Source organism: Aliiruegeria sabulilitoris (assembly GCF_001558155.1).
Lineage (GTDB): Bacteria > Pseudomonadota > Alphaproteobacteria > Rhodobacterales > Rhodobacteraceae > Tropicimonas > Tropicimonas sabulilitoris.
This window is the reverse complement of sequence record NZ_LOAS01000026.1, coordinates 1-20,771: the sequence shown is the minus strand read 5'-3', so window position 1 is coordinate 20,771 and position 20,771 is coordinate 1. Positions and strand designations below refer to the sequence as shown.

At 61.3% G+C, this 20,771-nt stretch carries 16 protein-coding genes; 7 read left to right on the top strand and 9 right to left on the bottom strand.

The features are described 5' to 3' along the window. Window positions 1-53 precede the first annotated feature (53 nt). From AX756_RS19480 to AX756_RS19460, 5 genes are all read left to right on the top strand, one after another. Complete coding sequence (locus AX756_RS19480; RefSeq protein ID WP_068315793.1) at window positions 54-2,714, top strand: sensor domain-containing phosphodiesterase; 2,661 nt, start codon at window positions 54-56, stop codon at window positions 2,712-2,714. A gap of 147 nt (window positions 2,715-2,861) precedes the next feature. Next, window positions 2,862-3,866 carry a glycosyltransferase family 2 protein gene (locus AX756_RS19475; RefSeq protein ID WP_068315790.1) on the top strand — a complete coding sequence of 335 codons (1,005 nt, stop codon included), beginning with the start codon at window positions 2,862-2,864 and terminating at the stop codon, window positions 3,864-3,866. Continuing rightward, entirely contained in the window at window positions 3,863-5,470 is a 1,608-nt protein-coding gene (locus AX756_RS19470) for a hypothetical protein (RefSeq protein ID WP_156461571.1), read from the top strand. The genes AX756_RS19475 and AX756_RS19470 overlap by 4 nt, the downstream gene beginning before the upstream one ends. Next, window positions 5,467-6,408, top strand: a complete 942-nt coding sequence (locus AX756_RS19465; protein ID WP_068315784.1) for a lysylphosphatidylglycerol synthase transmembrane domain-containing protein — start codon at window positions 5,467-5,469, stop codon at window positions 6,406-6,408. The genes AX756_RS19470 and AX756_RS19465 overlap by 4 nt, the downstream gene beginning before the upstream one ends. Then, on the top strand, window positions 6,408-8,039 hold the full coding sequence (locus tag AX756_RS19460) for a hypothetical protein (protein WP_068315780.1): 1,632 nt from the start codon (window positions 6,408-6,410) through the stop codon (window positions 8,037-8,039). The genes AX756_RS19465 and AX756_RS19460 overlap by 1 nt, the downstream gene beginning before the upstream one ends. Before the next feature lie 52 nt (window positions 8,040-8,091). Here the strand turns inward: AX756_RS19460 and yghX are convergent, their stop codons facing one another. Continuing rightward, window positions 8,092-8,979 carry a YghX family hydrolase gene (yghX, locus tag AX756_RS19455; protein WP_068315777.1) on the bottom strand — a complete coding sequence of 296 codons (888 nt, stop codon included), beginning with the start codon at window positions 8,977-8,979 and terminating at the stop codon, window positions 8,092-8,094. A 172-nt stretch (window positions 8,980-9,151) separates the two neighbouring features. Then, on the bottom strand, window positions 9,152-9,688 hold the full coding sequence (locus tag AX756_RS19450; RefSeq protein ID WP_068315774.1) for a peroxiredoxin-like family protein: 537 nt from the start codon (window positions 9,686-9,688) through the stop codon (window positions 9,152-9,154). 97 nt (window positions 9,689-9,785) lie between these two features. Here AX756_RS19450 and AX756_RS19445 point away from each other — a divergent pair, with 97 nt between their 5' ends. After that, window positions 9,786-10,550: a helix-turn-helix transcriptional regulator gene (locus tag AX756_RS19445; protein WP_082739202.1), complete on the top strand. Its 765-nt coding sequence runs from the start codon at window positions 9,786-9,788 to the stop codon at window positions 10,548-10,550. 870 nt (window positions 10,551-11,420) lie between these two features. Here AX756_RS19445 and AX756_RS19435 read toward each other — a convergent pair. The 6 genes from AX756_RS19435 to AX756_RS19410 form a co-directional block, all read right to left on the bottom strand. Next, window positions 11,421-12,716: a CapA family protein gene (locus AX756_RS19435; protein ID WP_068315768.1), complete on the bottom strand. Its 1,296-nt coding sequence runs from the start codon at window positions 12,714-12,716 to the stop codon at window positions 11,421-11,423. Beyond that, window positions 12,713-13,900 carry a succinyl-diaminopimelate desuccinylase gene (gene dapE, locus AX756_RS19430; protein ID WP_068315766.1) on the bottom strand — a complete coding sequence of 396 codons (1,188 nt, stop codon included), beginning with the start codon at window positions 13,898-13,900 and terminating at the stop codon, window positions 12,713-12,715. Before dapE ends, AX756_RS19435 begins: the two co-directional genes overlap by 4 nt. Next, complete coding sequence (locus tag AX756_RS19425; RefSeq protein WP_068315977.1) at window positions 13,897-15,912, bottom strand: ABC transporter ATP-binding protein; 2,016 nt, start codon at window positions 15,910-15,912, stop codon at window positions 13,897-13,899. Before AX756_RS19425 ends, dapE begins: the two co-directional genes overlap by 4 nt. Before the next feature lie 20 nt (window positions 15,913-15,932). Then, the gene (locus AX756_RS19420; protein WP_068315763.1) at window positions 15,933-16,841 is read right to left on the bottom strand and encodes an ABC transporter permease; all 909 of its coding nucleotides are present in this window, start codon (window positions 16,839-16,841) and stop codon (window positions 15,933-15,935) included. A 4-nt stretch (window positions 16,842-16,845) separates the two neighbouring features. Further along, a complete protein-coding gene (locus AX756_RS19415) occupies window positions 16,846-17,763 on the bottom strand; it encodes an ABC transporter permease (RefSeq protein ID WP_068315760.1) in 918 nt (305 codons plus the stop codon). A 69-nt stretch (window positions 17,764-17,832) separates the two neighbouring features. Then, window positions 17,833-19,440 carry an ABC transporter substrate-binding protein gene (locus AX756_RS19410; RefSeq protein ID WP_231701109.1) on the bottom strand — a complete coding sequence of 536 codons (1,608 nt, stop codon included), beginning with the start codon at window positions 19,438-19,440 and terminating at the stop codon, window positions 17,833-17,835. Window positions 19,441-19,449: 9 nt separating this feature from the next. On the opposite strand from AX756_RS19410, the gene AX756_RS19405 reads away from it, so the two are divergent. After that, complete coding sequence (locus AX756_RS19405) at window positions 19,450-20,376, top strand: LysR family transcriptional regulator (protein ID WP_231701108.1); 927 nt, start codon at window positions 19,450-19,452, stop codon at window positions 20,374-20,376. Window positions 20,377-20,573: 197 nt separating this feature from the next. Here AX756_RS19405 and AX756_RS26430 read toward each other — a convergent pair. Next, a partial coding sequence (locus tag AX756_RS26430) for a hypothetical protein (protein WP_231701107.1) occupies window positions 20,574-20,771 on the bottom strand: 198 nt, incomplete at its 5' end.

Genomic DNA, 20,771 nt, shown 5'->3' with positions numbered 1-20,771 from the left:
CGATATGCGGGAGGGAGAGTAAACCCGGCCGCAGGTCAGGGGGCGCCCCGGGCATGATGCGTTTGGAAAAGACGGACGTGTCCGGCTTGCGCCCGACCAGCGGCACCCAGGAGGGCCTTGGCGAGATGGTCCAGCCGGCGGCACGGCTGATCGCCGTCCTTCTCTGGGTCGTCGTGATCTGCATTCTCTTGCGGATCGTTCAATTCGGCCTGACGCCAATTCGCCTGCTTCAACTGTTGATAAGCGTCGGGATTGTCCTGGCCTGCGTCAAAAGGGGCACCGGGCTGAGGGCGGGATGGCATACTGTCTGCATCGCCGGGTTCCTGCTGTTATCCCTCACCGGAACGATACAGTTCGGTTTGGCCGCGCCGGGGGTTCTCGCTCTGGTTGCAACGAATATCCTGACCGCGATCTTTGCCCGCAAGCGCGTCGCGCAAATTCTGTTGCTGGTCCAGTTCTTCTTTTTCGCCCTGATCGCCGCGGCCTTCAGGTTCGGGCTGATCGCGCCTCGGGTCGACCTGAACCTGTTGAATGCGGACCCGGTCAACTGGATCCTGCTGGCGGTTTGCCTGGCTGCCCTCTCGGTTTTCTGCATCCATCTCGTCGAGCGGACGCGCCTGCATCGACTGGCGGTCAACGCCGAGCTCGCGCAGCAGAACGAGACGCTTGAAACACTTGTTCAGCACGCGCCCGAGGGGATCGTGGTTCAGGACATGGAGACGGGGCATTTCACGGTCGTCAATCCGGCGGCGGAACGGCTTCTGGCTGCCTCGGCGGAAGCACTGATCGGGCGGGCGGGGCTGCGCGAATTCGCCTCCACGCGGAGCGCGGAAGGGCACATGTCGAAGGAGGTGCTGGCGGCCTATCTTTCGGAGGCCCTGGAGGGAGAGGTTCCGCGTTTCGAGTGGAGGCTGCGCGATATAGAAGGGCGGGAATTTCCCTGTGAGATGACGCTGACGCGGCTGCCCAATCCGGACCGGCGGCTGGTCCGGGTAAGTATTGCCGATATTTCCGACCGCGCCGAAGCCGGACGGATGCGCAACCTCAACACCGCCGTGCTCCGCAACAGCTCGGAGGGCATGATCCGTTGTGACCGCGCGGGAGCGATACAATGGATCAACCCGGCCTTTGAAAAGGATACGGGTTTCTTGTTGCATCAAGTCTCCGGAGAATGCCTGGGCACGTTGCTGGTGGGGGGCGGGCGCAAGGCCGTGATGGAAATCGTCGAGGGCAATGCCGCGATCGCCCCCGCTGCGGGTCCGCTCTGGAGTGGGGAGATGAAGTTCCGCCATCGCGATGGTGAACCCATTTCCACCTGGACGACAGTAAACGCATTGCACGACGCTACGGAGCAATTGACGGGTTTCGTTCTCCTGATCCGCAACCGCAGTGAATTGCTACGGGCAAACACGAAGCTCAGCCAGCAGGCGGAAACGGATCAGCTCACCGGGCTGGTGAACCGGATCGGCCTGATCCGGCACATCGATGCCGCATTGGCCCAACACAAAGGTGCGCCGATAGCGTTGGTCAGTCTCGATATCGACCAGCTCAAACAGGCCAATGACCGCTTCGGCCACGATATCGGTGATGAGATCCTGCTACAACTGACGGGTCGTTTGCAGGGTTGCGTCGAGGCCGCCGACTGTCTGGCGCGCCATTCCGGCGATGAGTTCAGCGTGATGCTGCAGGGAGCGGACGCGGTGGAGCGCGCACAGGATCTCGCGCCCCGGCTACGTGCCGAAATATCCCGCCCCATCGAATTCGCGGGCGGAAAGATGCAGCTGAGCGCGTCGATCGGGGTTACTTTCAGCCCCGATCACGCGGCGGATGCGGCTGGCCTGATCCGCGCGGCGGATCAGGCGCTCTATGTGGCCAAGTCCGGCGGCGGCAACCGTGTCGTGAACTACACGCCCGAGATCGGGCGGCGCGCGCATGACCGGGTACGCCTCGTGGACGAGATCGAGCAGGGGTTGGACCGGGGCGAGTTCCGGCTGCTCTACCAACCCGTCGTTGCGCTCGAGGATGGACGCCTTGCCAAGGTCGAGGCCCTCGTGCGCTGGCAGCATCCCGAGCTTGGCCTGCTGGGCCCGGACCGCTTCATTCCCCATGCCGAGGAGGCACGGGTGATCGACCGGATCGGGGATTGGGTCTTTCACAAGTGCATCAGCGACCTGCCGGCGATGCAGGCGCGTTTCGGATCGGATTTCCAGGCGAGCCTGAACGTGTCTCCACTGCAACTGGCCAGCGGGGACGCATCCCGTTTCGAAGCCTGGGAGGAAAGCCTTCGGGTGCTTGGGCAGGGCGGCGGGTTGATCTTCGAGATCACGGAAGGCGCGATGCTCGACCCGAACCCTGCCACGATCACGCGCCTGCAGGCGTTTCGCGCCGCCGGCGTTCAAATCGCGCTGGACGATTTCGGGGCCGGTCACACCTCGCTTCGCTACTACCTGAACCACGATTTCGACTTCCTGAAAATCGACCGGGAATTCGTCACCGGCGGCCCGGAGAGTGCGCGCGCAAGGGCGCTGTGCGAGTCCCTTCTCGGCTTTGCCCGCCGGCTGGACGCCGTGGCCATTGCCGAGGGCGTGGAAACGCCGCAACAGGTCGACATGCTCCGGCAGGCAGGTTGCCAGCTCGGTCAGGGCTACTTTTTCTCGCCGCCCTTGCCCCTGGAGAAACTGCTGGAATTGCCGTCGACCCTTCCGCTGGACTGAGCGCGGCGTCGTGTTCGCCCTCCGGGACGGGAGGAGCCTATAGGCTCATCATTGCACGAGGATTGGACGCATACCTTGCAATGGGGCGACCATTCTGGCAACGACCGTATGTTTGATACCCATGGATATGGATAGAGAATAAAAGCCTTGCGTATTGTCATTCAGATCCCCTGTCTTAACGAGGAAGCGACGATCGCAGGGACGATCGCCGATATTCGTGAAGCGACGCGAGAGCTGGGAGATGTCGTCGTGCTCGTCGTCGATGACGGCTCTACCGACCGAACCGTCTCTGTGGCCTTCGCCGGCGGCGCCGATCACGTCGTGCGCCACAAGATCAATCGTGGCCTCGCACGCGCCTATATGACGGGTCTGGCCGTTTCCATGAATCTCGGCGCCGACGTGATCGTCAACACCGATGCCGATAACCAATACAAGGCATCGGGCATTCCCGCTCTGGTAAGGCCGATCCTCGATGGCACGGCGGACATGGTGGTCGGCGCGCGTCCCATCGACGACATCGAGCATTTCTCGCCGCTCAAGAAACGCCTGCAGCGTTTCGGCTCGCGCATGGTGCGTTTTCTCAGCCATACCGAGGTTGTCGATGCTACCTCCGGCTTCCGCGCGATCAGCCGACAGACCGCTCTGCGCCTCAATACGTTGTCGGATTATACCTACACGCTGGAGACCCTGATCCAGGCCGGGCGCAGCGGGTTGCGGGTGATGTCGGTCGATATCGACACCAATCCGCCGACGCGGGAATCGCGGCTGATCAGCTCCATTCGCAAATACGTCATGACTTCCTCCATGGACATGATGCGTGTTTTTGCCGTTTACGCGCCGCTCCGGGCCTACCTGATCGCGGGCAGCGTGCCGCTCGCGGGCACGGTGCTGCTCGGTCTGCGTTACCTGTTTCTGATCAGTTTCGGCGATCCCACGCGGACCCACGCGCCAAGTCTGATCCTCGCGGGGATTTTTGCCGGCCTCGGTTTCCTGATCGTCGGGCTGGGGATTATCGGCGAGTTGCTGGCGGTGAACCGGCGTATCCTCGAGGAGCTGCGCCTGAACCAGCGCCGCAAGGATGTGCTCGAAGGAAAAGTGATGGCGCAGGTGAATTACGAGACCGCCAAACGTCCCGAGGAACGCGAAGCTTGAGTGAAATGAACGAGATGCAGGCGCGGCTCTTCCGTCTTGGCGCGCGGAGCCTGTCCAAGATCCTGACCCTTCAGGACCGGGTGCCGCACAGCCCGACCTATGGCTGTTTCGACCGCAATTTCTGGCATCTGCGGATCACGGATTTCCCCTCCGGCATGGCGCAGGAATTCGTGCTGCCGCTGGCGCTGGCCTATGCCCATCCCTTTGAGGGCAACCCGTTCCACCTCAACCCGACTATCCGCGAGTGGATCCGTGCCGGTATCGCCTATGCCGCGCAAAGTGCGCACAAGGATGGGGCCTGCGACGACTATTACCCGTTCGAAAAGGCCGCCGGGGCGGCGGCGTTTTCGCAATACGCGATGCTGGAGGCACTGCGCCTGACCGGGATCGACCCGGCGCCGTTCCTGCCTTTCCTGAAGCTGCGCGGCGGTTGGCTGGGCAAGCACCAGGAAAGCGGGCGGCTGTCGAACCACGAGGCGCTGATTGCCAATGGCCTGTTCCGGCTGGCCGATCTCAGCGGCGATCAGGGCTTTGCCGAGATGGCCGAGCGCCGCGTGGCGCGGCTGCTCTCGTGGCAATCGGATGAGGGCTGGTTTTTCGAATACCAGGGCGCGGATCCCGGCTACCTGACGCTGACCATCGCCAATATGGGCGAGATTGACGCTCAGCGCCCCGATCTGGGCCTGCGTCCGGCGATTGCCCGGGCGATCGACTTTCTCGACGCGATCCAGCCGCCCGATGGCTGGATTGGTGGCGAATGGACCAGTCGCAACACCAACAATTACTTCCCGCACGGGATGGAAATCTGCGGCGCCTGGCACCCGGAGGCGCTTACCGTCAATGACCGTGCCGTGGCGGCGATGGACCCGGCGCCGGAATATGACGACGATCACATCCTCGCCCATCATAGCTGGTCCTACCTGAAGGCGGCGATTGGCTGGTGTGCAGCGCGCCCCGAAGACAGCGGCGCGCTGCCAGACGCGGCGGATTACCCGGAAGCCGGTCTTGCGATTCGACGCGCCGGGGCGTCGACCCTGCTGGTGGCAACCAAGAAGGGCGGCAGCTATCGTTACTATGATGGACACGCGCTGAAGCGCGCCGATACCGGGGTTTCGCTGCGGGTGAAATCCGGAAAGAAGATCCGCACGCTGGTCTGCCACCTGTGGACCGACGCGCCCGAGATGGTCGTTGACGGGCAAGGCCTGACGCTCTCCGGCACGATGGGGCGGGCCAAGGCGAGCCAGATGACACCGGTGAAGAACGTGATCCTGCGGGTGCTGATGTTGACGATTGGCCGGCTCAATCCGGATCTTGTCAGGCAGGCGCTGCAACGGCTGCTGATCACCGGCAAGGACAGCACGGCCTTGCGGTTCGAGCGGCGTTTCGCGCTGTCGGAGGAGGGGCTGGAGGTTCAGGACCGCATTCACGGCCCCGGCGAGCTCGTCGAGGCCGGCATAGGCCCGGCCCAGACCTCGATCTACACGGTAATGAGCCGCGTCTATCACCCGCCGCAGCTTCAGCCTTGGGAAGATCTGAGCGCCAAGATCCAGCCGGGCGACGGGCTGCGGCTTGAGCACAGTACAAACCTCCCTGCCGCGTCATGAAGCGTCTGATTTCCATCGCTGTCAGCCTGGCGATCCTGTCGATTGTCTGGGCCATGCTGGACCGGGGCGCGATCTGGGCCGCGCTGAAACAGACTGATCCGGGCCTGCTGGCGCTGTCGCTTCTGTGGCTGGTCGGGCTGGTCGGGATCTCGGCGCTGCGCCTGATCGCGCTGGCCCGTGTCACCGATTTCTTCCTTCCGCCACGCCGCGCGCTAGAGGCGACCTTTGTGGCCAACACGCTCAACATGGTGCTGCCGGGCAAGCTGGGCGACCTGCTCAAGGCCGCCTCGATGGCCGATGCCGGGGCAGGGGAGCTGCCCGCGGCGCTTTCGCTGGGCGCCTGGGAAAAGCTGATGGACCTCGTCATGCTCTTCGTCGTGGCCGCCCTTGCCAGCGGTTTTCTCGGCGGCGCGCCGGTCCTGACGGCGTTCCTGGCGCTTGCCGGGGGCGCGGGGCTTGCCGTCGCGCTCGTGCCGGGCGTCATTGCGTTCATTGCCGCGCGCATGGGCGCACGTGGGGTGAAATTCGCCGAGGCCTGGGGGGCGATGCTCGGGCGGTTGCGGGCGCGTCCGGGCGGGCTGGCGACGGTTGTCGGCATGACGGCGCTGCTCTGGGCGGGGCATCTGGTGCAGATCGCGATGATGATGACGGCGCTTGGCGTGACAGGGGATGCGGGTTTCTGGGGGCAGGTGCTCGCGATGATTCCGATAGCCATCGTCGCCGGGCTGGTGCCGCTCACCTTTGCGGGTGTCGGCACACGGGATGCGGCCATCGTGACGCTTTTCGGTGGCATGATCGGCGGTGAGACGGCGGCGGCGCTCGGGGTGCTGTTCTGGCTGCGATACCTTGTGCCCGGCCTTTTCGGCCTGCCGCTCGTGCCGCGTTATACCGGGCAGATCCGCGCCCATCTGCGCGCGCGCAGGGCCGGGCAGGGCTGATGTCACGGCTTTCGGCATCGACCCTGCTGCCGCTGGCGATCTTTCTGCTGGTGCTCGTGGCGATGCTCTTGCGGGTGCTTCCCGAGGCGCTGACGGACCCTTGGGCGATCACCGAGGATGACGGGCGCCATTTCGTGGTCTGGCTGCGGGCGATGGCCGACCCGGAGCTGTTCCGCGACGACCCGATCGCGGCCTATTTCGGGGCGCTGACGCCGCTGCCCTACAAGTGGTTGTTCCTGCCGGCCGTTTGGCTCGGCATCGATGTGGTGAGCTGGCAATTGCTGGTGCTGGCCCCGTCAATCGTGGCCCTGACGCTTTGGGCCGCGAACCGGTTCTTGGGACATTATTTCCCCGATCCGATCATCCGGGCGCTGTGCCTTGCGTTGATGGTCTATGTGACGATGGACGACCTCGTGGCCGGGCTGCCGCGCAGCTTTGCCATGCTGATCCTGTTCGCGGGGCTGCTCTTCTACCTCGAAAGACGGCTACTTGCGTTGGTTCTCGTGCTGATGCTGGGGGCCAATATCTATCCGGCAGCGGCGATAGTCGCGCTCTCCGGCATCGGAATGGCGGGGCTGATCGCATTTGCCACAGAGCGCCGGATTGCGGCGGCCGAACCGCTGCTGACCCTCGCCGCCGTCGTGGCCACGCTGGTGGGGCTGGCGATCTTCCTGCGCTCGGCCGGTGCAACCGGCGAGGTGTTCTCGCTGGCCGAGGCGCGCCAGATGCGGATCTTCGGGCCCTCCGGGCGCACGCAATTCTTCGACGGTTCCGGGGCTTATACCGCGATCTGTTCCAGGCGCGGCGGCTACCTCAAGGAATGCCCCGACCTGCCGCCCGTGCTGGCATTGCTCATTCAGATGGGTGGGCTGACAGTGGCGCTGATGATCCTGCGCAAGGCTGTTGCGGATGCGCGCAGCTTCCGCCTGCTACCCGGCCTGTGGGCCGGGGCCACGATCCTGTTCCTGCTCGCTTATGCGGTTGCCTTCAAGGCGCACCTGCCGACGCGCTATTCGGGGACCGGTTTGTCGTTGCTGCTGCCCGTGGGGATCGCCGCAGTTGCCGGTTTTCTAATCAGCCACTGGCGGCAGACTGTGCGCTGGATCGGGCTGGGGCTCTGCTGGATGATCCTGCTCGGTTTTGCCCAACAGACGCTCGGCGTCTGGACGGGCGACTATTTCCGGGATCGCAACGCAGAGCTCTCCGCCGAAATACGCGCCCTGCCCAAGGACAGCATCATCGCTGGTTTTACGCGCTACGCGGATTTCGTCCCGGCCTATACCGGCCGCGCGGTCTACGTTTCGAGCGAACTTACGGTGCCCTACAAGAAACCTTATTTCGAACTGGCCTCGGATCGGGTTGCGGTTCAGGGCAGGCTGTTTTCCGGGCCGGTCGATGCGGTGTGGCACGAAAGTCTCGCGCAATCCGGTATCGACTATTTCCTCGAGGGCTCTGGAACCAGGTCGAGTTGGAAACGCATGGCGCTGTCTTTCGAGAGCCTTGCTTCCTGGCCGGGACGCACCGTTTTCACGCAGAACCCTTCGGTGGCGGCTGCGTGCCGGGTGGCCGGTGTCAGCGAGATCGACCTGATCGATGCTGCCTGTTTCGCGGCAGGCCTTTCCGGCAAGTGAGGGGCGGCAGGGGCGCCGCCGCATAGACGGCGCACGCCCGCTGCCTAGGCAATCAGCTCAGATGTTTTTCGAAATGGGCCAGGGTCCGCTCCCAGGCGAGCGTCGCAGCGGCCTCGTCGTACCGCGGAGTGGTGTCGTTGTGGAAGCCGTGGTTCGCGCCGGCATAGATATGTCCCTCGAACATCTTGCCATTATCCTTGAGCGCTGCCTCGTAAGCGGGCCAGCCGGCGTTCACCCGCTCGTCCAACTCGCCGTAATGCAGCAGGAGCGGCGCCTGGATCGCAGGCACATCCGACGCGTCCGGTTGCCGCCCGTAGAAGGGCACGGAGGCGGCCATGTTCGGATAGGCCACGGCCAGCGCGTTGCAGACCCCGCCACCGTAGCAGAAGCCGACCGCGCCGACCTTGCCGGTCGAACCTTCATGGCCGACGAGGAATTCGAAGGCGGCAAAGAAGTCTTCCATCAGCTTTGCGCCATCCAGTTCCTTCTGCATCGTCCGGCCATCGTCGTCATTGCCGGGATAGCCCCCGAGCGGCGTCAGCCCATCGGGGCCGAACGCCAGGTATCCGGCCTTGGCCGCGCGCCTCACGACGTCCTCGATATAGGGGTTCAGGCCGCGATTCTCGTGGATTACCAAGACGGCAGGCAGCTTGCCCGTGGCCCCGGCGGGCTTCGCCATCAGGCCCTTGATCGTGCCATGCCCGTTCGGGCTTTCATATTCGACGGTCATCGTCTCGATGGCGGGATCGGCCGGGTCGACCTGCTGGGCCAGGGCGTAATTGGGCTGAAGGCTCTCCAGCACCACAGCGGCGGTGACACCGGCGGCGAGGTATTGTCCGGAATTGCGGAGGAATTCCCGCTTGGTCATCTTGCCATGCACGTAGCCGTCATAGAGTTCGAGGATCCGCGGGTCGAAATCGGAAGCCTTCTTGCGCTGCATTGGAAATCTCCTGGCTGAGGAAAGGGTCAGTGGAATTCAAGCCCTGACGGGCGTCGCGGTGGTCTTCCATCGACCGCCGCACGCAACGCGCGACGGTCAGCCTTATCACTCAGTATCGCCACAAAATGCGCGCGCCACCGAGTCACGTCTTCGTTATTTCGCTGGGCCGCGATCAGACGGCGCCGGTATACTCGCCGCGCGCCGGGTAATCGTTCTTGATCGCGAAATCGAGCGCGCCCAGCAGCTCGGAGAAATGCGGGCGCGAGAAGGGCATGGTCTGAACCGAGCCGTAATAGAGCGTCTGTTGCGGCGTCACCATGAACAGGCCCGGCTCGGAGAAGAGCGCCGGCTCCTCGATGCCGATGGAGGTCTTGCCACGCGAGGTAGAGATATAGAGGCCCCAGTCGCGCGCCACGCCGAGCGGCAAGTCATAAGCGATGCGCAGCGCGTCCGCGTCGATCTTGTCGGCCATCGCCTGCGCGCGTTCCTGCCCGTCCGAGCTGACCGCGATCGTGCTCACGCCGCGTTCGGCAAAGGCGGGGGTCTGTTTCTGCATCTCGCCCAGATAGGTGGCGCAGATCGGGCAATGCAGGCCGCGATAGAAACAGATGATCGTGCCGCGCTCGGTGTTTTCCGCGGAGAGATCGAAGACGCCATGGGACAGGGTCGGCAATTTGAGGTCCGGGGTTTTCTGACGGGGAAGAAGCATGAGGGTTCCTTGCTGCTCTTGGTGGTTGGAGATATCCGGGGCATCATGGCCGATTTTTTTGTTTGATAAATTCCATAAATATGACCAAAAAACCGGAATGGAGAAAATTGATCGCCTCTCGACCCTCATGACCCGTTTCCGTCTGTCCGCGCGACTAGCGCCGCTCGGGGAGGCAACGCTGATTGCAACGCGCCCCGGCGACGCGCTTCCGGGGCAGGTGATCCTTGGCGCCAGACCGGTGGAAACGGACGTGCCAGAAGCTGACATCCTGCTCTCGGCCAGAGTGGACTGGGGGGGCGATGCGAACCCGTTATTCCTCGCACTGCCAGAACGCATGGTGCACGATCTGTCGGAGGATGACGGCACGCGCCAACTCCTGTCGTTGATCGACACCGAGATCCGTAGCCGGCGATGCGGGGCGGAATCGGTGATCGGGCGGCTCGTGGAGGTGTTGCTGGTGCGGATCCTGCGCGGGCAGATCGAGGCGGGATCGGTCGAGACGGGCCTGCTGGCGGGATTGTCCGATCCGCGTCTGAGCCGCGCCATCGTTGCCATCCATGACGCGCCCGAGCGGCTGTGGACGAATGACGATCTGGCGCGGGTCGCCGGGCTGTCGCTGAGCCGCTTCGTGGAGCTGTTCCAGACACGCGTTGGCGAAACGCCGGGGGCCTACTTGCGGCGCTGGCGGCTGACGCTGGCCAGCCAGGACCTTGCGCTTGGCGAGCGGGTCGAGCGGGTTGCGCACAGGTACGGGTTTCGCTCGGCGGAGGGGTTCTCCCGCGCGTTCAAGCGCCAGTTCGGCCAGCCGCCGCGGTCGTTGCGTCTGTCGGCGCCGGTGGGCGCGCGGGAAGGAGCGGCTTGATTGCGCAGGCCCGGGGGCCTTGTAAAATACCGCCAGTCGGTGCAACAGGCGCGCCAACCAGCCGGATATCAGGAGACGACCACCTTGAGCGCAACCCCTCAAGCCGAAGCACAGATGCAGGACGTGGCGGTCACACGGGCCGCCCGGCTCTCGGTTGCGCCGATGCTCGACTGGCCAGAGACATAACTAATATCAAATTACTGCGAAACAATATGTGCAATCTGTGTGCATTTTTCTGCCCTCGCTCCACGGCATCCATCACAGAAATGGCCCGCCCCGTGACAGTGCGGGCCTCCATACCGCTGGGGGCGGTTGCTCCGTCTTCGTGCCCCTTCCTGTCAGGGCGGATCAAGCGCACCGCCACCCTAGGTCCAGGACCATTAGTACATGCGGCATTGAGGTCTGCTTTGCCGACCTAGCGGCCGTTCGCTGCGATGGAGAAATAGGAGACGACGCCTTCGCGGCATCGGTCAAGAAGGGCGGAATCCGGACTTTCTCTGCAGGCGAGAACCGCTCACGAGTTATCGTCAAAAGCCGACATTCACATTCGCCTGAATCCGAGATGTTCACTACGCTGCCGAAAGTCGACTCGGAGCCCATTTTGACTGATGCCGCGCGGTGCACCAAGGTCCGCTTGTTCACAACGGCCAAGACTATCCAGAGAAATCATCACGAGGCAAATAGCAGGGACTGACATGAAATGAATGGTGCGTAGGCCAACAGGTTAGACTGAAGCCATTGCTTTGAAGCCTCGTCCAAGTTTGTGCTCAAACACAGGATACTGTGCAAACTTTTAAAGGCTCTTGCGCAATCATAGTGGGTATCGCCCCAAATCTTAGATGCGCGATGTTTCGCATGGATCGCGCACGCTCAGAGAACGGCTCTGGCGCAGTTGTCACCGGCTTCGAGCGTTGATCCAAATTGGTTCGACAGCGAGGAAAACCGGTTGAGAATTGATTCAGCCTCGGCACCCTGTGCCAAACGTGGACGCCCCCTGCGGTGACGCTGTTCACCCAGACCGAGGGAAGCGGGATGTACTTCGACATCGACAAGCGTGTCATCCTCAAAGCGGCATATCGGGACCACAGTCTGCCAATAGCGTTCATCGGAAGGGAAGCCTTTCTGGTCATCTAGTGTGCGCTGCTTGTAGAGCTGCGTCGGTGTCAGTTGGTCATCGACACGGAAGCGATCATAGGATTCGCCTGGCAGCTGCCGGACCATTTCGTTCTGACCGATGAAATTACCGAGACTGTAGAAAATCGGTTTGCCCTTGTAGATTTCCATGCCGCGCAGCAGATGCGGCCCGTGGCCGACGACCAGATCGGCACCTGCGTCGATCACCGCGTGGGCGAACTCGACGATGAAATCCGCCGGTTGGTCCTTTTCATTGGCATGTTCATGGGCGTGGATGCTGACCAGCGCGATGTCAGAGGCCAGTTTAGCCTCTTCAACCCAGCGGATGATCGCGGCCAGGTCTTTGGGGTTCGGATGGCGCACATGGCGGGTTTGCTCGCCTACGCGGAAGTTCATGCCATTGAGGGGAAAAATGCCCTCCGGGGCTTCGAAGGCAAACCCTGTGCCAATGCGGAGCTGGCGGAACTTCTCCAGGCCCAGCCCCTCGGCCATCTCTTTCACGACGGCCATTTGCTCTGCCGTCACCTCATAGGTGCTGTCGGGCCAAAGCGGGTTCAGGCCGGGTCGCCCCTGCATGGCTGCCGTCTGGCGCGCGGCTTCCTGCCCCTTCGTATAAGTGGACCCACAGGCGACCATGCCGATCGTCGCATTGGGCGTCGTGAGATAAGCGGCGCGTCGGGCCTCCTCAAGGTGTCGTCCGGCCCCGGCGTGGCAAAGGCCGCGTTTGTCGAGTTGGTCCAACGTATATTCAAGCCCAGAGATGGAGTAGTCGAGCGTGTGGTTTGTCGCCGTGGAAAACATTCCAAACCCGGCCTCGGCCAGGTCATCCAGCACCCATGACGGCGCGCCGAAATGCGACCCGCCGCTGTCAAAGGCGGGATCGCCGCGATAATCGTTTGGCAAGACTTCCAGGTTGGTGAACCCCGCATCGCATCCACGGATCAGATCAAAGAGAGGTTTGATGACCGGGTCTGACTTGCTGAGAAGCCGCCGTTGCAGGATGCTGTCACCGGTCAGGGCCAGTGTGGTCATATCTTGCCCTCCGACCCGAAGTAGTCCCGCATGATTCTGCCGTAGACGGACTTGAGCGCGTTGATTTCGGCCACGGAGACGTGCTCATCCACCTGATGCAAGGTCTCGCCGGTCAAACCAACCTCGACCACCGGGCAGTGCTTGAAGAGGTGGCGGGCATCGGAACTGCCGCCCAGTGTCGTCATCTGTGGTCTTTGTCCCGTTTCCTGTTCGACGGCATCTTGAACCAGCTTTGAAAGAGCCCCGGGCGGTGTAAAAAAACACTCTCCCGACAGGTGGTGATCGGTACTGATCGTGACACCGAACTTTTCCTCGGCGGTGCGCGTATGTGTGGACACCCAGTCAAGGACTTTCCCAGAGGTCCATTTGTCGTTGAACCGGATGCTCAAGGTCGCCTTGCACGTGGCAGGGATGACATTGCGCGCAGGATTACCCGTATCAATCGTCGTGATCGCGAGAGTCGAAGGCGCGAAATACTCCGTTCCTTCGTCCATGGCCGTTTCCCCGAAGCCTTGCAAAAGATCGACCAGTGCAGGAAGCGGGTTGTTCGCCTTTTCCGGATATCCCGAATGGCCTTGCACGCCAGTCACGGTCAGAAAGACCGTGATCGTGCCCCGGCGACCGATCTTTATTGCGTCCCCGATGGACTTAAGGCTCGTCGGTTCACCCACGATAAAGTGGTCGGCCCGCACATCATTGGCCTCCATCCATTGGACAATGGCACGTGTCCCATCGGGCGAGCCGGTTTCTTCGGCACCTGTGAGCGCGATGATGACGCGGCCATCAGGTGGTGTCTCGTTGACAAACGAGATGGCGGCCGCGGCAAAGGCCGCAACGCCAGATTTCATGTCCGTTGAGCCGCGCCCGTAGAGAATGCCGTCACGGATCTCTGCTCCAAAAGGATCGACAGTCCAGTCTTTTGGATCGCCTATCGGAACGACATCGGTATGACCGTTAAACCCGAACGTGCGGCCACTTCGGCCCTCCCCCCATACCGCATAAAGATTGGGAATACCCTTGCGATCAATGCGCTGACACTGAAACCCATGCTCGCTCAGCAATGCGCTTAGCAGCTCAAGCGCACCACCTTCCTCGGGGGTCACGGTCTGGCAGCGCACAAGGTCGGCTGTCAATTCGACGGGGTCGACGGCGTGTTGGGCGCGTGGTTCAGCCATGTTGTTCATACCACTTCCCTCGCCACCATGTGACAGGCACAGCTTTGCTGGCCGGTGAGATGTTCAAGCAGAGGCGCCTTGGCCTTGCATATCTCCTCGGCGAACTCGCACCTGGGGTGGAACGTGCAGCCGCCGGGCGGGTCGATCGGGTTGGGATAGGAGGAACCCAGCTCAATGCTCGGTACACCGGCACCGGGGTCGGGGGTCAACACGGACTTGAGCAGCGCCTTGGTGTAGGGGTGTTTGGGGGATTTGAAGATCGAGCGCGCGTCGGCGATCTCGACCACCCGGCCCAGATACATGACGATCACACGGGTTGCGATATGTTCGACCACCGCCATGTCATGCGTGATGAGCAGATAGGTGAGCCGCATCTCCCGGCGCAGTTCCAGCAGCAGGTTCAGGATTTGGGCCTGAACCGAGACATCCAGCGCCGAGGTCGGTTCGTCGCAGACGACAATCTCGGGTTTCAGGACCAGTGCACGCGCAATGGCGACACGCTGACGTTGCCCGCCAGAAAGCTGGTTGGGATAGTTGTGATAAAAGTTCCGCGGCAGGCCGACGCGCTCCATGATCTCTTCGACCACTTCTTGCTGCTCGCTTGCGCTTCCCATAGCGTGCAAGGCCATCGGACGGCGGATGATCTCGCCAATCGTTCGGCGGGGGTTGAGCGACGAATACGGGTCCTGAAAGATCGACTGGACCTTTCGCGACCGCTCGGCATTTGACATGGCCGAAATGTCACGCCCATCCAACGTGACCTTGCCATTGGTGGGGTCTTGAAGCCCCAAAAGCATGCGCGCCAGAGTGGACTTGCCGCAGCCGGATTCGCCGACAACGGCCACAACTTCGCCTTTGCGAAGGTCCAAAGATAGGTTGTCGACAGCTTTCAGCGGTTTGGGCGCGGAGAACATGCCCTGGCTGACCTGAAACACACATTCAGCCGCATCGGCAGACAGCAGGGGAGTTGCCTCCATGTCGATCCGGGAGCCATAGACATGGCCAGAGCCTGCCGCCTCATGGCCCTCTGGCGCGGCAGGGGCCATGAGGTCCTGAAACGGTAGAACGCAGCGATAGGCCTGACCCGTCAGCGCGTCACGCAAAGCAACACTCTCTTCTATGCAGGCGTCCTGAACACGTGTGCAGCGATTGGCAAAGCGACAGCCCTTGAACCGTGTTTTCAACGATGGAACCAGACCGGGGATGGACCCCAACTCGCCGCCCGGTTCGATCTGGCCGGGGATCGGAATGCTCTCCAGCAAGCCTTGGGTATAGGGGTGAACGGGATTTTGCAGTACATTCGCCACCGTCCCGGTTTCGATCACCTGACCGGCATACATCACCGCGATCTTGTCCGACACGCGGGCCACAACCCCCATATCGTGCGAGATGATGATGAGCGCTATGTTCAGTTCCTTTTGCAGGTCCTTGAGCAGATTCAGGATTTGCGCCTGAATGGTCACGTCCAGAGCGGTGGTGGGTTCATCAGCGATGATCAGGTCCGGATCGTTCATCAGCATCATCGCGATCATTACCCGCTGGCGCAGCCCGCCTGACAGCTGGTGCGGATATTGCGACAAGCGGCTGGCGGCGGCGGTGATCCCGACCTTTTCCAGGAGCTCAATCGCACGGGCGCGGGCCTCGGCCTTGGATGCGTTCTTGTGATGCTGCATCAACTCGGTCATCTGCCGCCCGATTGTGTAGACCGGGTTGAGCGACGTCATCGGCTCCTGAAAGATCATCGCGATCTTGTTGCCACGCAGCCTGGACATCTGGTCCTCGGTCGCGGTCAACAGATCCGTGTCATCAAACCTCAGGCACGCAGCTTGGGTGCGTGTGCCCTTTGGCAGAAGCCCCATGATTGCCATGGAGGACACCGATTTGCCTGAGCCGGATTCACCGACGATGCCAAGCGTTTCCCCCCGGTTCACCGTGAAAGAAACATCGCGCACGGCGGTCATTTCACCTTCGGCCAGTTTCAGGGTTACCGACAGGTCTTGAACTTCAAGTAGGGGCTGCATGTCTTTTTCCTCCCGCGGCATCAGTTGCGGCTTTCGGGTGCGGTGATGTCGCGAATGCCATCGCCCAGCAGGTTCACAGCCAGCACCAACAAGAACAGCGCGGCACCGGGGATCACGACGAGGTAGGGTTTGAAATACATCATGGTCTTGCCCTCAGCGATCATCAGACCCCAGGAGGCAGTCGGGGGCTGCACACCCACACCGAGAAACGACAGCGACGCTTCGTGGATGATGACAACGGCCATTTCCAACGAGAACACAACGATGATCTGGTTAAAGAGGTTCGGCAGGATTTCGTAGAACAGGATCTGCCGGTCGGTGCTGCCGATCGAGCGCGCCGCCGCGACATACTCAAGCGATCTGATCTGCCGGGTCAGCGTCCGCGTGACCACCATGTAGTATTGCCAATGCAACACACCGAGCACGATCACGAGGGTCGGGACGGAGGAGCCTACAAAGAACACAAGCGCCATGGCCAGCAAGAGAGACGGTAGCGCCAGTTGGCAGGTCAGCAAAAAGGAGGCGGCCTGATCGACGCGCCCGCCCAGATAGCCCGCACTGAGACCGATGGTGACGCCAATCAGACATCCCAAGGTTGCAGCGCCGAAGCCTACGCCCATGGAAATCCGTGCACCGTAAATCAGACGGCTCAGGTAATCGCGGCCAAGCGCGTCGGTGCCTAGGATATGCTCCCAGGACCCGCCTTCTTGCCACACGGGCGGCACCAGACGTTTCGCAAGGTCCTGAAGATAGGGATCATGCGGTGCAAAGAGCGGAGCGAAGATCGCGATCAATGCGAAAGAGATCACGATAAATGCGCCGAACTTGAAGCCAAAGTGGCTTTTTGCCTTGCGGATCATCCGCTCTTTCGGCGTCAGGTCGATGATATCGTCGGCCATTGCAGCCACGGCGTTCGCTGTTGTTGTCATGGGTTCACTCCACACGCATGCGCGGGTCAAGCCACGCGTTCAGGATGTCGCCCAGAACGGTCAGGACGATGAATACAAGGGCAAAGAAGAAGACGAGCATTTGCACCGTCGGGATGTCGGCGCCGAGGATCGACTCGTAGGCCAGACGGCCCAGTCCATTGAGCGCAAAGACCGTTTCGGTGATGACCGAGCCGCCCAGCTTGTAGCCCAGTTGGATCGCCAGAACGCTGACAACCGGCAAAAGCGCATTGCGCAGCGCATGGCGGAACAGGATCTGGCTTGGACGAAACCCTTTGGCACGGGCCGTTCGGATATAGTCAGAGCCCAGCACCTCGATCATGCCGGTCCGTGTCAGGCGCAGCACTTGGGGAACAGCGCTGGTGCCAAGAACGAAACAGGGCAAGACGAAGTGTTTCCATGTGGAATCTCCCGAGACAGGAAAGATCGGGAACATGACGCCCAAAAGGATGATCAGGATCAGCCCGAGCCAGAAATTCGGAACGGCCTGAGCGGCGGTGCCGAAACTCAAGGCAAAGCGATCAAGCCAGCCATTTGGTTTCAGCGCGGCCAGAACACCCAGCGGAAGACCTACAAGAATGGTGACGCTGAGCGCGCCAAGGGCCAGGGCAATGGTAACCGGGGCGCGCTCGATCAGCAGCTCGAATACCGGTTTTTTCCAGTAATAGCTGTCACCAAAGTCACCAACCAGAATGCTACCAAACCATTCGAAAAAGCGGACATAAAGTGGGCGGTCAAACCCGTATTGCACCCGGATTTGCTCGATCGCTTCTTGGGTGGCGTCTTCACCGGCCACCATCGCCGCGGGGTCGGCTGCCAGGTTCAGCAGCAGGAACGTGGCAAGCGACACGGTCAGCGCGACCGAAAGGCCAAGAGCGAGGCGTTTAAGGATGAATCTAAGCATGGCGGTTGTCCCCGCAAAATGAGTGAATGACGGACGGGCGCGGGAGGAACGCCCGTCCGTAGGGCGGCTTTACTTCCAGCTCAGCTCATTGAGCCGAGGCAGGCCGTCAGCCGGTGCCTCAAAGTTCACATCCACGCTCTTCACGTAGTTTTGCGAGTACTGGAAAATCGGAAGCAGGTAAGCCTCGTCGGCGACCTTCTTCAGGGCCTTCGCATACAGCTCTGCGCGTTCTTCCTGATCGACGGTTTCCAGCGCAGCCTTGAACCATTCTTGAACCTCTGCGTCGTGGTGCAGGTTGCGGTTGGACCCTTCGACATAGTAGTTGGAAATCGCGCCCAGATCAGGCGTCGCATAAAAGCCCCAGGCGTTCTGGAATGCTTCAAGCTGACCTTCTGCGCGGGATTTGGACAGCGCGGAAAGCTTCACGAAGTTGACATTCGCGGTCACGCCGACTTCGGCCAGATCGGCGGCAACCGCTTCCATGATGGGGCGTTCGCGATAGGCGGTCAGGTCGAACTCAAAGCCGTCCGGGTAGCCTGCTTCAGCCAGCAGAGCCTTGGCCTTTTCAGGGTCATAGTCGTATTCCGTGATCTCGACATCGCAGCCGAACATGCCCGCGTTGCAGGTCGAGTGAACGACGCGGCCTGAACCGCCGACAAGAAATTCAACGATCTCTTCGCGGTTTACCGCATGGTTGAGCGCCTGGCGCACCAGCTTGTTGGTGATTGGGCCTTCCGCATCGCTGACACCTGCGGCGTCCAGCACGAGGAAGGCAACGCGCGTGGATACGCCGGATACATGATCCACCATGGGCAATCCGCCCAGATCTTTGGCCGTATCGTCAGGCACGTTGAACGACCAGTTTACGCCACCCGACAGCAATTCCGCTGTCACTGTGCCCCAGTCGGGAATCGGGCGCAAAACGATTTTCTCAATCGAACCGGCCGCCTTGGGTCCGCCAGCGTAGTACCCATCATAGCGCTCCAGCTGCACACCGGCGCCCATCGCAAACTCAGAGATCTTGTAAGGGCCGGTGCCGACGAATTTTTGCGTCAGCGCATCAGGGTTGCCATCGCCATAGCTGCCTGCCTTGCGTGTCAGAACAAAGACGGCGATGTCACGCAGCATCAGGGGATAGGGTTGTTTGGCGGTGACGCGCACTGTGCGTTCATCAATCGCGACAGCGCTCTCGAACCAGCCACGGATAAAGGCGCCGCGTTTGGTCTTGGAGTCCGCATCGGCGATCCAGTCAAAGGAATAGACGATGTCTTCGACCGTTACGGGCGAGCCGTCATGGAATGTCAGGCCTTCGCGGAGTGTGAAGTCGATGGTGCGATCATCGACCCAAGTATAGTTTTCCGCCAGTGCGCCTTCATACTCTCCGGTGTCGAGGTTCAGCTCAACCAGCTGATCCGAGGTCAGATAGGACAGGATCAGGTTCTCGCGCGACGTTGAGTAGAGACCGTCAAGCGTCTGAACTTCCTTGTTGAAAGCTACAACCAACGTGTCATTCGCCTTGTCGGCAAAGCTGGGCAGCGCGGTGGAAAGCGCCAGCGCTGAGGCAAGCAGCATGGATTTGACGGACATATGGATTCTCCCCTTTTGAGTTCTCCTGCATCTAGTTAACGCAACTCGGTTGCATCCAAATAATGAATGATTAGTATCGCTAATATGCACCAGAAGAATTTGAACGCCATCGACTTGAATCTTCTAAAGGTTTTCTCGGCTCTCGCAGCCGAACGAAGCGTAACCAAAGCCGCGAACTCTGTCGGATTAAGCCAACCCGCCGTCAGCCATGCGTTGCGGCGGTTGCGCGACCTGATGGATGATGAATTGTTCATTCGATCCACCGACGGCATGCAACCGACCGAGCGTTGCCGTGAGCTGGCCCCGGCCATCGACGCCAGCCTCAAGATGCTTCAGGACGCCATGACGGTGAAGGATGACAATGATCCGGCCAACTTGCGTGCAACTTATCGCTTGGGCATGAATGATCTGTTTTCAACGCTGCTTGTGCCTGGCCTCACTGCACGTGTTGCGAAACAGGCACCGAATGTTTCATTGCGTTTTTTGCACTCGATGGCGATCAACCAAAACGTCGACGATGCCTATTCAGATCTGGAACGCGGAAGGATCGATCTCACGGTCATTCAGGATTTTGATACACCTTCGCGTTTTGATCGCGAACTTCTGGGAGCGAGTGAGTTTGTTTGTGTCGCGCGTGCAGGGCACCCGTTGTTTCAACCGGGTTTGAGCATGGAACAATACACGTCGCTTGGTCACATCATGTTCACCACGCTGGACGCCGAATACAGCCGTATCGACGAGGCACTTTCAAAGATGGGCATTCGGCGGCGGATCGAACTTCGTGTTCCGCACTATTCCGCAGCACTCAGCGCAACGGCTCTGACCGATCTGGTTTACACCGTGCCGCGCATTCTGGTTCCGCACGCCGAACAGGCTTTCGGGCTGCAGGTATCGGAACTGCCCTTTGAAGCTCCGTTCAGGAAGATTTTTCAGGTCTGGCACAGAACCCGCACCAAGGACTTTGGACATCAATGGCTGCGAAACGTCGTTTCCGACGTCTCGCAGCTTTCAGGAATTGTGCCTTGATGGACTGAACGCTTTGAGAGCGAGACTTGGACCGGTTTACTTCTGTAACGGACTTTGGCGCATGAGCAACGAAAGTTCGCTCTGTCCGCGATCTGCGCGTTCGACCCGATCCGGGTGTTGCGCTTGCAGCGAAAGGCGGCTTTGACGGGCCGCACCGCGGCAATATGATAGGTTGCCCGAGGTCGGGATTGGGCCGTTCACGACGGTCGGAAACCATGCTGCGTGTGCGAGGTGCCGTGACCTGCCAACGGCAGGATTGCGCAGTTCACTGCCGTTCGCGCTGGCGCGGGAGGTCCGGTCGCCGCCGACCAGGATCGAACGGCGAGTTTGCCGACCTTGCCGCCGTTCGCGGCAACCGCAACGCCGCTTGATCTGCGCTCCTTGCGTCCGATCAC